Below are 13,409 nucleotides of genomic sequence, written 5' to 3' on the forward strand. Positions count from 1 at the left end.
AAAACAAATCTCAATAGTCCTTCCTCACGACCTATTCGTTTATAATATTAAAGGCGGAGACTGCCCCCCATGGGGTGGTTGCTTGCATACTATTAAGGAAGTACCACGATGGATAAAGCACATTTACGCTATTTGCTTCAACGTTATCTCGCAAACGAAATCAATGCGGATGAGCTGTCGGAATTAAAGCGGCATGTGCAACAGGGAGATAATGGCACCTTAAGTGATGCCGTGGATGAATTATGGCAGCAGTTGGACGAAGGCCTCCTCCCAGAACCTGCTTCCAGTGAGCGGATGTATCAAGGTATCCTCCGCCATCCAAGTGTCGCGACTGATCCGCCGTTAGCACCGCCGGAAACACCGAAGATATCGCAATTAAGCCGCTGGCGATGGCTGGCCGGAATTGCCGCATTGCTGTGCGCCGGTATGTTGCTCTTTCGGTATGGGCGTTGGCCCAATCAAACAGCAAAGGAAAACCATGCTGATGTGGCGGATGTTGCATTGCCCATTGTGCCCGGAGGTAATAAGGCCATATTGAGGTTGGCCGACGGACGGGAAATAAACCTGAGCTCAGATCAGGCAGGCATTGTGGTGGGCGACCATATCACCTACGTGGATGGAAGTATCGTTTTGGACGACAGGCTTTTGGTGCCAAGCGGGACGCAGAAAAGAAAGCTCCCGGAGCCGATGTCGATGACTATTCCCCGAGGCGGCATCTATCAAATCACCCTGCCTGATGGTACCAATGTATGGCTCAACTCGGCCTCTACACTGAAATACCCAAGCCAGTTTGTTGGAGATGAGCGTGTCGTTGAACTTGAAGGAGAGGCCTACTTTGAAGTAAGCGAACAATGGTTGGAAGGGGCTGGGCAGACACCGCGCAAAAAAATGCCATTTCTGGTGAAAACGAAGGATCAAATCGTGGAAGTCCTTGGTACCCAATTCAATATTACAGCTTATGCAGACGAACCCGTTGTCAAAACCACGTTGGTAGAAGGGTGGGTACAAATTGTCAACCATCAATCCAAAAAAACAAATAAGTTGATCCCGGGGCAACAAAGCATCGTCCGTGGCGCAACGACGCGTGTCTCCGTTGTGGATGTAGAACAATATATCGCATGGAAAAACGGATATTTTGCCTTTGCTGATGAGCATATCAGCCAAGTGATGAATGTCATCGCACGGTGGTATGATATTGAGGTAGAGTATCAGGGCGATATGACAAATAAGTATTTCGGAGGTACCATTTCAAGGTTCGAAGATTTCGAAACGCTATTAAAAACCATTGCGCTCACCGGATCCATCCGGTTTAAGATAGCAGGAAGGAGGGTGATAGTCATGACTTAGCCTGGACAGATGCAGAGCTCAAGGCTAAAAAGGCAATCAGGAGCGTTGCGACCGCCCCTGAATGCGAATGGCTTTGGGCCAAATGGATTTAACTAAAATAACTGGAAAATCATTTTTTATAAACCCTATTCAAATGTACGAAATTTTTACCGCACATTACTTACATCTTCGTAACTGTGTGAAGCCCAAATATTTATTGGTTATGAAACTGTCCTGTATTTTGTTGCTAATCAGCTGTTTGCAGGTGAGCGCGTTTACGTATGCCCAACGTGTTACTTTGCAAAAACAACAAGCAACGCTTGTAGAGGTGTTTAAGGATATCAAAAAGCAGACGGGTTATCATATTTTCTATGACACATGGACGATTCGGAATACGAAACCCATTTCCATCAACGTGAAGGAAGCCACCATCGAAGAGGTGCTTTCAGAAAGCCTTAAGGGGCAGGGATTGGGGTACAAATTGGTGGCGCAGAATATCATCATCACCTCCGGATCAATAAACCTCCCGATGAGAGAAGGGGAAAACAGGCAGGAAATCACCATCACAGGCAAGGTGACGGACGAACAAGGTCGGCCTTTGGAGGGAGTGACTGTCATCGTAAAAGGAGGCACACGCGCGGTGACGACAGATCCCGAAGGCAATTATCGCATTCAACTACCAAACCGCAGTGAAGTGCTGGTCTTTTCGATCATTGGCTATGCACCAGTAGAAATTTCGGCTTCGGCAGGCAACACGATCAACGTAACCCTTAAAGAGCAAGTGAGTGGACTGGATGAGGTGGTGGTGGTTGGCTACGGCACGCAGCGGATAGCGACCGTTACGGGATCCGTGGCGACGGTGAAGGGCGAGACACTCACGAAAGCCCCGGCCATTAACTTGTCTAATGCCATGGTTGGCCGCTTGCCCGGCTTGGTCGCCGTTACCCGCTCGGGCGAACCCGGCGGAGATGGATCTACCTTCCGCATTCGCGGGGCCAACACATTGGGAGATAATTCGCCGCTTATCGTAGTAGATGGGGTGGCTAATCGACCTTTGGAGCGGTTGAATGCGACGGATATCGAAAGCGTAACAATACTGAAAGATGCATCAGCCGCCATCTATGGGGCACAGGCTGCCAACGGTGTAATTTTGGTGACTACGCGCAGGGGTAAGCAGGGGAAGCCCCAGATTTCATTTTCCTACAATGAGGGGTGGAGCATGCCCACCGTTATCCCGAATACGGCTGATGCGGCAACTTACCTACAAATGTTGAATGAAATCAGTATGTACGCCGGACAACCAGCCAAGTATTCTGAAGAAGAAATACAGCATTTCCGGAATGGCGACGATCCATGGTTATATCCCAATACCAATTGGTATGATGCTACGTTCAAGGACGCAGCAGCACAGCGCACGGCCAACCTTACCATCTCCGGCGGGCAGGAAAACCTCACCTACTTTATCTCGGCAGGAACCAACTACCAAGATGCCATCTATAAAAACAGCGCAACGAATTATAAGCAGATGAATTTCCGCATCAACTTGGACGGGAAAATGTCGGACTATGTTAAATACAGTGTCAATGTGGCTGGGCGGGAAGAAAACCGAAATTACCCCACCCGCTCCGCATCTGACATCTTTGTCATGCTGCGCCGTGGCAAACCCAATATGCCGGCATACTGGCCCAACGGCATGAATGGCCCGGACATTGAATACGGCAATAACCCGGTGGTGGTAACAACCAACCAGACCGGTTATGATCGGAATAAAGCGACCATGCTGGAGTCCAAGGCAACCTTGGATATTTCCATTCCGGGGGTAAAAGGGTTGACATTAACGGGCAGCGCCGCTTATGACCGTCGCCTGAACAATGACAAATTGTGGCGTACACCTTGGTATTTGTATGCATGGGATGGCGTGAGCCGCGATGATAATGGAGAGCCTATACTGGTAGAGGGACAAAAGGGCTATACCAATCCTGAACTCACGCAGGAAATGTCGGATGGCGATTTGCTTACCTTGAATACGTTGCTGAACTACCAATTGAACCTGCAGGATAAACACCATATTAAGGCCCTATTTGGGGTGGAACGCATTTCTGGTGAGTCCATGAATTTTAACGCTTACCGGAAAAATTTCGTTTCCACGGCGCTGGATCAGCTATTTGCTGGGGGTGACGCCGAGAAAAACAACGGTGGTTCGGCATCCCTTCAGGCGCGGTTGAACTATTTCGGCCGGGTCAATTATGATTTCAGCAATAAGTACCTGTTTGAATTTGTATGGCGGTATGATGGTTCATACATCTTCCCAGAGGCAAAACGGTTTGGCTTTTTCCCCGGTGTGTCATTGGGATGGCGTGTTTCAGACGAGACCTTCTGGCAGCCCTTGAAACCCGTCGTCAGCGATTTCAAAATCCGTGGATCTTGGGGTCAAACCGGTAATGACCGGATCGGGACGTATCAATACTTGGCTAGCTATGGATTTGCTTCAGCGGCCAATCAGATTTATGTCTTCAACGGCAACGTAGAATCGAAAATTCTGAGCGAGCTTCGCATTCCCAACCCAAATGTCACTTGGGAGGTGGCCAACCAATCCAACGTCGGTTTTGACGTTGGTTTGTTCAACAACACCGTGACATTATCGGCCGAGTACTTCCATAATGTCCGGACAGACATCCTGTGGAGGCGGAATGCTTCGGTGCCGCAATCCTCTGGATTCACACTTCCAAGCGAAAATATCGGCGAAGTGACCAACCAAGGAGCGGAATTCCAATTGGGTTACCAAAATAGTCTTGGGCAATTCCAATATTCGCTGTCGGCCAATATCAACTTCAATAAAAACAGAATCCAGTTTTGGGATGAAACCCCCGGGTCGCCTGATTACCAGCAATCTACCGGGCATCCGATGAATACCAACTTGTATTATAAAGCCATCGGTATTTTTCGTGACCAAGCAGCCGTGGATGCCTATCCGCACTGGACAAATGCCCGTCCTGGCGATGTCATTTTCGAAGACGTAAACAATGATGGCGAAATCAATGCGCTGGATCGCATCCGCATATATGAAACCGACCTGCCTACGCAAACAGGAGGATTGAATATCGACCTTTCTTATAAAGGTTTCTATACGTCATTATTCTTCCAATGGGCTACAGGAGCAGTTCGGAATAATTACTATGAGCATCAGGGAGAGACAGGCAACTTCCTCACGCAGGATGTTGAGGGGCGCTGGACACCGGATAACCTTGACGCCAATAAACCGCGTGCATGGAACCGCTATAGTGAATATTGGCGCAACAATCAAAATACCTACTGGCTACAAAATTCCGACTACATCCGCTTGAAAACAGTTGATTTCGGATATCAAATTCCGGCAGCCATCTGCAAAAAAATGCGGATGAGCAGCGCCCAGGTTTATTTCTCGGGATTGAACCTGTTGACGTTTACCGACGTGAAGGATTTTGATCCGGAAACGACGTCTGCAACAGCCTACCCCTTGAACAAGGTGTATAATCTTGGTGTAACACTAACTTTCTAATGATACAAGACATGAATAAGATAACAAAAGGGTTTATCGCATTGATAAGTATGGTGATGGTATCCTGTAATCAAGATTTTTTGGAAACCACGCCGTTCACAGAATTTTCGGAAACCGCGGTATGGAGCGACCCCGCGTTGGTGGAGACGTTCATCAACCAGATTTATTTCCGCTTGGACGATCCCCTGTCAGATGGCCGGATGAAATCAAACATTGTGGACGAGTCGCATTACCGTGGGAACGCTGCATCGCTTGATTTTAATAACAGCGTCATTACACAAGACAACCTGCCCGCCTGGGGAAGCGCTACCCGCTACCGCTCTTGGGAAGACCTGTATAAATCCATCCGTTATTGCAACATCTTCTTCCAGAAATTCGAAGAGGTGCCATTTGGTACGGAAGTGGTCGATGGAAAAACATTAAAGGATCGGATGGCTGGCGAAGCCCACTTCCTCCGCGCCTACCTCTATTTTTTTCTGGTAAGTACGTATGGCGGGGTACCTTTGGTGACCGATGTCTACGAACTTGACGACGATTTCAGTGTCGCCCGGGGTACGTTTGCCGAATGTGTGGACTTCATCGTCAGTGAATGCGACCAAGCAGCGGAATTGCTGCCTGTGCAGCACAGCGGCAACAACATAGGCCGTGCTACTAAAGGGGCGGCACTAGCACTGAAATCACGAATATTGCTTTATGCGGCAAGCGACCTGTATCATACACCATCCATTTTTTCGGGTTATGCCAATCCGGAATTGGTGAGTTATACCGACGGCGATCAGACCGAACGTTGGCGTGCAGCAAAAAATGCGGCCAAAGCCGTGATCGACCTCAATGAATACAGCCTTTTCCGTGCTGAACCGGGGCCAGGCGATTCCGTGGCCCAGAATATGGTTGATCTCTTCATTTCCAAACAGACCGAAGAGGATATTTTCATCAAATTTTTCACCACCCCTATGGCCCAGAACTTCGGCCTCTATACATCACCCAATGGCTATCACGGCTGGGGTACCAACGCTCCGATAGGTGAAATGGTGGATGCCTTTGAGATGGCTGATGGTACGAAATTCGACTGGAATAATCCAGTGCATGCCGCAGAACCCTATCAAGATCGGGAGCCACGCTTTTATGCAACCATCTTTTACAATGAAGCCCCTTGGCGGGAACGCCCGGACGACGCAAAGGGCTTGGATCCGCTGAATAAAGTGCAAACAGGCTCCTGGGAGCGATGGGACAACGCAACCAACAGTGTCGTGATTGTGCCTGGTGTGGATACGCGGCAAAGCAGTATCGAAGACTGGAACGGATCCTATACGGGCTACTATTGCCGCAAATACATAGACCCGGCTATTGATGCCCAATACATCAAGCAAACGGTTACTTGGCGATTCATCCGCTATGCGGAAATATTACTCAACTATGCCGAAGCCTGTATCGAATTGGGAGAGGATGCGGAAGCCCGCACCTATATCAATAGAATACGTAAACGGGCGGGGCTACAGGACATCACGGAGTCGGGTGATGCATTGCGCGCGCGCTACCGCAATGAACGCCGTGTTGAGCTGGCATTCGAAGATCACCGGTTCTTTGATGTCCGCCGTTGGGCTATTGGCCCAGAAGCGTACAAACCTGCCCATATTGCTAAAGTGGTATACAAACTCAATCCAGACAAAACAACGGCCACGAGACCAACGGTATCCCACGAATTGTTTGAAAACCGTTCGTGGAATGATAAGGCCTATTTTTTGCCAATCACAAGGGATGAGTTGAATAAAAACAACTTACTGATCCAAAACCCCGGATATTAGACGATTGATAAGATGAACAGATTGATCCTTTTTTTTCTATGCAGCCTCCTTCCTATTGGGGAGGGCTTTGCACAAAGCGATTTTTCCATTACCCATGGCCCCTATCTACAAGCATTGCACGATACGGGCGTTACGATTGTATGGACAACCGATAAAGACGCCATTGCCTGGGTGGAGCTGGCCCCTGATGATAGCAGCCACTTCTATTTGCAAGAGCGGCCAAAGTATTTCGCTTCCAGCCATGGCTTTAAGGATGTGTCCAAATTGCATAAGGTCACCCTTCGCAACCTCCAACCCGGCGTTAAATACCGCTATCGGGTGTATGCTCAGGAGGTGACCAGCCACGTGGGTACCGATGTGCAGTATGGCCGGGTGGTCGCAACACAGGTATATCGCCAAGGGCCATTGACCTTTACGACCAGCAATCCAGCGCAGGCGAATTTGTCGTTTTCCATCATTAATGACATCCATGGGCGCAATGACGTCATGAAAAACCTATTGGGGCAGGTAGACTGGGCAGGGACAGACCTCCTTTTTTTCAACGGCGATATGGCCAATGACCTGCGGAGTGAGGAGCAGCTTTTTGCACATTACATGGATACGGCTACCCTGTTGTTCGCAGGCGAAAAGCCCATGTACTATGCGCGGGGCAACCATGAGACCCGGGGAAATTTTGCCGAAAAATTCCCAGATTATTTTCCCACCTTATCCGGCCATTTGTATTACCTGATGCGCCGGGGTCCCGTTTGCTTCGTCGTGTTGGACTGTGGAGAAGACAAACCCGACACGGATATCGAGTACAGCGGCATCGTCAATATGGATGAATACCGTACCCAACAGGCTGCTTGGTTGAAACTGGCGCTGCAAAGTCCGGAATACCGCGACGCCCCCTACAAGGTAGTCATCTGCCATATGCCCCCAATCGGAGGCTGGCACGGCGAACAGGAAATTGCCGATAAGTTTGTCCCGCTGCTGAATGACGCCGGTGCCCAAATCATGATCAGTGGCCATCTCCACCGCCATATCAAGGTAGATCCCCAGCCTGGAGCCAATCGATTCCCGGTGTTGGTTAATTCCAACAATGCCATGGTGAGGGCTATCGCCGATGGCGGGCGGCTCCGGTTTGAAGTGGTCGATCAACAAGGCAAGGTCGTAGACACCATCGTACTAAATCCAACGCGTTGATGTAACTGAATATAGCTATGAATATTAGAAATAAATGCGTGGCTGTATTGGGCTGCCTTGTTATGCTTTATGTACAGGCTGCCGCACAAGCCACTCCCGCACACCCGCTTGACAGCTTTTCTTTTGTATTCATTTCAGATGCTCACTTAACATTCCGTGATTCCTCTTTGCATTATTTTCGTAAGGCCGTAGATAGCATTAACCGGCTAAAACCAGATTTTGTTATTTCGGGTGGCGACCTCGTTCGTGACGTTAATGCAGCGAGTGAGTCGCTCGCAGATTCATTGTACGATCTGTACCTAAGTGAGGTTAAACAGTTCAATATGCCCATTTATCACGCTATTGGCAACCACGAATTATTCGGAATAGCCAAACAAAACAAGGAAGATCCATCCCATCCGCTTTATGCTAAAAAAATGTATGAAAAAAAAGTAGGCAAACGTTATTACACTTTTGAACATAAGGGATGGCGGTTTTTTGTACTGGACAACCTCAAATTGCTTGAAGCGGAAAACAGGGTAGTGGGTCATGTAGATGAAGAACAAATGGCCTGGCTGAAACAGGAATTGGCCACTGTATTACCGACGGCACCTATTGCGGTATGTGGCCATATCCCGTTTGTCACCACCCGCAAACTATTTGAATTGGGGGCGCTCGTAGCGACTCCCGACTTTTCCAGCATCGACAATTCGTTGGATTTCTTCCGCCTTTTTGAAGGCAAAAACCTAAAATTGATCATGCAAGGTCATGAGCATTTTCATGAAGTGATTTATACCTTGGGAAGGTATATCATCACGAATAACTCCGTTTCTTCCAGTTGGTGGGTAAAACCGCCCGTGCATCGGGGATTTATGCACTTCACCTTATTGGGCGATCAATTGGAGTGGAGGCATATTGAAAATAAATAACATAACCAAACACACCACGCGCTAGCGTGGTGTGTTTGGCTTCACAACTGGGATGGGCATATAAGGCGATGGTGTTCGTGAAGCGGTCACTGGGTGTTGGGGTAAACGTGCGGAGCGGCGGCGGGCATGGCACAGATAAATGTGCAGCGTCTGGGTATTGGTTACAGCTACCAGTTCGGCACGCGCAACGAGGCCCTGAACCGGGGCATCAGCAATGCCACCCATGAGATAGGCATCAGCTACCGCTTCGGCGGAATCACTAGATTGTTATAAGGTAAAATGCACGACATTTCGTCGATTCTCGTTATTTTGGCTGGCGATTTGCAATAAATCAAGGCAATGGCGAGTAAAGACCACATCAAACACCTCAATATCATAGTATCTGGCAAGGTGCAGGGTGTCTATTTCCGGCTGACGACCAAGGCTGTGGCCGACCAGTTGGGTGTAAAAGGATTTGCCCAAAATACACCTGGTGGTACGGTATACATTGAAGCAGAAGGCGACCCATTTGCACTGGAATCTTTTCTGGAGTGGTGCCATGAAGGTCCCGAAGCGGCTGTAGTCGAAAAAGTGGATCACGTGGCGGGCGAAGTGAAAAACTATCGTAACTTTGAGGTCATCAGGAAATCGCGTGGTTGACCTTAATGTTTTAAGAACTTGTCTGTACTTCGAAAATTCGCCGGACAAACCGCTATCTATGGGCTGAGCACCATCGTCGCTCGGCTTATTAACTTTGTGCTTACACCGCTGTATGTAAGCAAGTTCGCCCCTTCAATATATGGAATTTTTACCAACATGTATAGCTGGGCAGCGATGCTCAATGCCGTACTGGCCTTTGGTATGGAGACCACCTATTTCCGGTATTTGCAAAAACACGAAGAAAACAAGGCACAGGTATATAATAACAGTTTTATCATCACACTGTTTACCTCATTGGTGTTCATTGTGATGGCTCACTTTTTTTCGGAGAGTATTGCTACATGGCTGAACAATGGCCGTTATGATGCGAATTATAATCGGTATGTGCGCTATTTTGCATGGATTTTAGTGGCGGACGCGTTGGCTGTTATTCCGTTTGCTCGCCTGCGTGCCGAGGGGCGGGCGATACGTTTTGCACTGCTCAAGTTGATTAATATCTTGACATTCGTGGGGCTCAACCTCCTGTTCATTGTAGTCATCCCTTGGTTTCTCGCTTTGGATACCGCGTATACAGCCTATGTTGCGGAGTGGTATCAAGAAGGTTGGGTGGGATATGTTTTCCTGTCCAACCTGGTGGCCAGCGGCCTTACGTTACTGCTACTGCTACCCGAGGTGGTGAAAATGAAACTACGCTTGGAGCGCAAGTTGGCTATGGATATGGTTGTTTATAGTTTCCCTGTTCTGATAGCCAACATCTCGTTCATCATCAATGAGCATATCGACAAAATCTTGATCCCTAAATTGCTTCCCAGCGAAGCGGGCGATCGGGATCTGGGGATTTATGGCGCGGTGTCCAAAATTGCTGTTTTCCTGAGTATCGGCGTTCAGGCGTTCCGGTTGGGGGCCGAACCTTTTTTCTTCAGTTATGCCAAAAACGAAAATGCACGCAAGATCTATGCGCTTATCATGGATTATTTCATTATTGCCATGGTATTGGTGATGGTAGGCATTACGGTGAATATGGAATGGCTTAAATATTTCATAAAAAGCGATAGCCCTATGGCGCGGGACGAATATTGGTCTGGTCTCCGTATTGTACCCGTCCTGCTACTGAATTACGTGCTGCTGGGCATTTATATGAACCTGTCGATTTGGTACAAACTGTCTGATCAGACGCGGTTTGCACTATACATTTCTGGCATTGGGGCCCTCATCACGCTGGCCTTCAATTTCATTTTTATTCCACAATACAGTTACGTAGCCTCAGCTTGGGTGACCCTCTTGGCTTATGGCAGCATGGTGTTGATTTCATATTTATGGGGGCAGCACCACTACCCTATCCCGTATCATGTCGGCAAAAACATTACCTATATCCTGATTGGTGTAGTCATTTGCTGGCTGGGATTCGATGTATTTGATCGCCATCTGATCATCGGCAACCTGTTATTCATCGTCTTTGCGGTGGTGACATTGCTCATCGAGCGTAAACAGCTCTTGGCACTCATGCGCAGGTAAAGACTTATGCCTCTTCCAGTTCGAATTGCTCGCTGATTTCATCGAGCACGGCATGTATATCGGCAATGTCGGCGAGTGATACCAGCTTCATGCGGTATTCCTTGAAATGTGGTATGCCCTTGAAATAGTTGGCATAATGACGGCGCATCTCGAAGATACCGGTTTTCTCCCCTTTCCATTCCACGGACTGCTTAAGGTGTGTACGGCAGATAGCCACCCGCTCGGCGATGGTGGGTCCGGGCAAATATTCACCCGTGTGGAAGAAGTGTTTGATTTCGCGGAATATCCACGGGTAGCCGATGGATGCGCGGCCAATCATGATGCCGTCTACCTCGTATTCCATGCGCCATGCGGCGGCTTTTTCCACGCTGTCGACGTCGCCGTTGCCGAAGATGGGGATGCGTATCCGGGGATTTTGCTTCACTTCACGGATAAGGTGCCAGTCGGCCTGCCCCTTGTAGAGCTGTGCCCGCGTGCGCCCGTGGATGCTGAGGGCTTGGATGCCCACATCCTGCAAGCGTTCAGCCACTTCATATACATTCTTGGTATTATCATCCCACCCGAGGCGAGTCTTGACGGTCACGGGCAGGTGCGTGGCGTCTACCACGGCTTTCGTCATAGCCGTCATCTTGTCGATATCCTGTAGCAGGCTTGCTCCCGCGCCCCGGCAGGCTACGTTTTTGACGGGACAACCATAGTTGATATCAATTAGGTCGGGCCCTGCCTGCGAGGCGATTTCGGTGGCCTCACGCATCGTATTGATGTCACTGCCGAAAATCTGGATGCCGATAGGGCGTTCGTATTCGAAAATGTCCAGTTTCTGCCGGCTCTTGGCGGCATCGCGGATGAGTCCCTCGGAGGAGATGAATTCGGTATACATCATATCCACCCCGTTTTGTTTGCATACAAAACGGAAAGGCGGGTCGCTTACGTCCTCCATCGGTGCGAGGAGCAAGGGAAATTCACCAAGGTCGATATTGCCTATCTTGACAGCCATGCGGAATCTTTTGGTATCCGGCGCAAAAATACGGAAATTTTGCTAATCGGATGACTATAAAGACACTACAAAGTGCTGTATTGCTTGCGTAGGATCTTCGGTCTTCATGAAATTCTCGCCAATCAAGAAAGCCTGGAAACCGGCTTGGCGTAAGTTTCGGATGGTAGCGGGATCGCTGATGCCGCTTTCGGAAACCTTGATAAACTGGTCGGGAATTAAATCAACTAATTCCAAGGAATGCGCTAATGAAACAGTGAAGTCCTTCAGGTTTCGGTTGTTTACGCCAATGGCATCCACGCTGTCCATCATGCTGCGCTCCAGTTCGTCGCGCTCATGCACTTCCAGCAGTACGCTAAGGCCGAGCGATTGGGCGGCTTCCGACAAGGATTTAAGCTCGGCAGGTTGGAGTACCGCCGCGATCAGCAGAATGATATCCGCCCCATGGGCCTTGGCCTCCACCAGCTGGTATGCATCAATGATAAACTCCTTGCGAAGCAGCGGGATGTGTAATGCTGCCCGTGCGGCTACCAAATCGTCAAGGCTGCCCTTAAAGAACTCCTGATCCGTGAGTACCGATATCGCCGACACGCCGGCGGCTTGGTAACCCGCCACCACTTCGGCCACGGGTGAGCGGTCGTTGATGATTCCCTTTGACGGCGAAGCCCGCTTGTATTCAGCGATGATGCCGTTTGTGGTGGGCGACAGCACAGATTCGCGCAACGAAAGGCATTCGCGGGCAAACAGCGGCTTCTTTTCCAGATCGGCTATTGTAACGGCTTTTTTTGCCTGCTTGACTTCCTGTCTTTTGTTGGCGACGATGGTTTCTAAGATGGTCATATTTCTTCGGCAGTCAGTGATTGGAGATCCGTAAATGGGGGGTTAGTGGTCTGTGGGGGGCGGCCGTTTGTGAGTGACAACCAGTTGGCGATCATTTCCTTGCCATATTGGGTAAGTACCGATTCGGGATGGAATTGCAACCCCTTGACATCCAGCGTACGGTGGGAAAGGCCCATGATGACCCCTTGCTCGTCTTCGGCAGTGATACGAAGCGTGTCGGGTAGTCCATCCCGTGATACGGCCCAGGAGTGATAGCGTCCCACGGAAAACGACAGGGGCAACCCGCTAAAAATGGGCTCATCGGATGCGGTGATCGACAGCGGCGTGGCGGTGCCATGTACGGGCTTGGCGAGGTTGTACAGCGAACCGCCATATACTTCGGCAATGGCCTGCTGGCCGAGGCAGATGCCGAGGATGCTTTTGCTTGGGCCGTATTTGCGGATGACATCCAGCAATAGGCCAGCTTCCTCCGGGATGCCCGGGCCGGGCGATAGCAAGATTTTATCGAAAGCGGCCACCTCTTCAAGCGCGAATTTATCGTTGCGCCACACGGTGGCCTCATGCCCGCATTCGTGCAGGAGGTGTACGAGATTGAAGGTGAACGAATCGTAATTGTCTATCACCAATATTCGGAGTGATGGTTGTTGTGGGGTGCTCAT

Annotated in this window: 11 protein-coding genes; 8 read left to right on the plus strand and 3 right to left on the minus strand. The window is 49.5% G+C overall.

The features are described from left to right. Positions 1-108 precede the first annotated feature (108 nt). The 8 genes from BMW65_RS14095 to BMW65_RS14125 all read left to right on the plus strand — a co-directional run bounded on the left by BMW65_RS14095 (position 109) and on the right by BMW65_RS14125 (position 10,916). The gene (locus BMW65_RS14095; protein ID WP_090606310.1) at positions 109-1,347 is read left to right on the plus strand and encodes a FecR family protein; all 1,239 of its coding nucleotides are present in this window, start codon (positions 109-111) and stop codon (positions 1,345-1,347) included. A gap of 202 nt (positions 1,348-1,549) precedes the next feature. Then, entirely contained in the window at positions 1,550-4,864 is a 3,315-nt protein-coding gene (locus tag BMW65_RS14100) for a TonB-dependent receptor (protein ID WP_245747647.1), read from the plus strand. 11 nt (positions 4,865-4,875) lie between these two features. Further along, the gene (locus BMW65_RS14105; RefSeq protein WP_090606501.1) at positions 4,876-6,669 is read left to right on the plus strand and encodes a RagB/SusD family nutrient uptake outer membrane protein; all 1,794 of its coding nucleotides are present in this window, start codon (positions 4,876-4,878) and stop codon (positions 6,667-6,669) included. Positions 6,670-6,681: 12 nt separating this feature from the next. Beyond that, complete coding sequence (locus tag BMW65_RS14110; RefSeq protein ID WP_090606312.1) at positions 6,682-7,854, plus strand: purple acid phosphatase family protein; 1,173 nt, start codon at positions 6,682-6,684, stop codon at positions 7,852-7,854. Positions 7,855-7,871: 17 nt separating this feature from the next. Continuing rightward, the gene (locus BMW65_RS14115) at positions 7,872-8,762 is read left to right on the plus strand and encodes a metallophosphoesterase family protein (RefSeq protein ID WP_090606313.1); all 891 of its coding nucleotides are present in this window, start codon (positions 7,872-7,874) and stop codon (positions 8,760-8,762) included. Positions 8,763-8,888: 126 nt separating this feature from the next. Beyond that, positions 8,889-9,035 (plus strand): hypothetical protein, encoded by a 147-nt coding sequence (locus BMW65_RS24225; RefSeq protein WP_177181137.1) that lies wholly within the window; start codon positions 8,889-8,891, stop codon positions 9,033-9,035. Positions 9,036-9,119: 84 nt separating this feature from the next. Further along, on the plus strand, positions 9,120-9,401 hold the full coding sequence (locus tag BMW65_RS14120) for an acylphosphatase (RefSeq protein ID WP_090606503.1): 282 nt from the start codon (positions 9,120-9,122) through the stop codon (positions 9,399-9,401). Positions 9,402-9,419: 18 nt separating this feature from the next. Then, positions 9,420-10,916, plus strand: a complete 1,497-nt coding sequence (locus BMW65_RS14125; protein ID WP_090606315.1) for an oligosaccharide flippase family protein — start codon at positions 9,420-9,422, stop codon at positions 10,914-10,916. A gap of 4 nt (positions 10,917-10,920) precedes the next feature. Here BMW65_RS14125 and dusB read toward each other — a convergent pair whose 3' ends face one another. The 3 genes from dusB to BMW65_RS14140 are packed head-to-tail and all read right to left on the minus strand — an operon-like array spanning position 10,921 to position 13,409. Further along, complete coding sequence (dusB, locus tag BMW65_RS14130; RefSeq protein ID WP_090606316.1) at positions 10,921-11,913, minus strand: tRNA dihydrouridine synthase DusB; 993 nt, start codon at positions 11,911-11,913, stop codon at positions 10,921-10,923. A 54-nt stretch (positions 11,914-11,967) separates the two neighbouring features. After that, on the minus strand, positions 11,968-12,750 hold the full coding sequence (trpC, locus tag BMW65_RS14135) for an indole-3-glycerol phosphate synthase TrpC (protein ID WP_090606317.1): 783 nt from the start codon (positions 12,748-12,750) through the stop codon (positions 11,968-11,970). Next, a complete protein-coding gene (locus BMW65_RS14140; RefSeq protein ID WP_090606319.1) occupies positions 12,747-13,409 on the minus strand; it encodes an anthranilate synthase component II in 663 nt (220 codons plus the stop codon). The genes trpC and BMW65_RS14140 overlap by 4 nt, the downstream gene beginning before the upstream one ends.

The sequence above is a fragment of the Parapedobacter koreensis genome (assembly GCF_900109365.1).
Taxonomy (GTDB): Bacteria; Bacteroidota; Bacteroidia; order Sphingobacteriales; family Sphingobacteriaceae; genus Parapedobacter; species Parapedobacter koreensis.